General features: G+C 49.2%; 1 pseudogene. It reads left to right on the top strand.

The window, feature by feature from the left end:
- Nucleotides 1–307, top strand: a pseudogene (locus NEI07_RS09650) (hypothetical protein); the annotation flags it as partial.

Here is a 307-nt window from a genome sequence, read left to right as displayed (position 1 = left end):
TGCGGGGGTACGTTGGCTTGAAAGCGTTCCTCCTCTTCTGGCAACCGCTGGAATTGTGGGAGTTCTTTTTGCACCACTCACCTTTGCTGTTCCAGCAACAATCATTATTATTATGTTAACAGTTGCCTTGATTGCCTGTCTTCGCTCAGGAACCGCCGCTTATTACATCTTCACTCGTCCGCGAGTTGTCTTTGTTGGATTAATCTCGTACTCTCTATACTTATGGCACTGGGGTGTGCTCTCGCTAAGTCAGTGGACGATCGGTGTTCGGTGGTGGTCGGCACCACTGCAAGTCGCATTAATGTTC

Source organism: Methylocystis suflitae, assembly GCF_024448135.1.
GTDB lineage: Bacteria > Pseudomonadota > Alphaproteobacteria > Rhizobiales > Beijerinckiaceae > Methylocystis > Methylocystis suflitae.
Note: the sequence above shows the minus strand (reverse complement) of the source record. Positions and strands in the feature narration are given on the sequence as shown.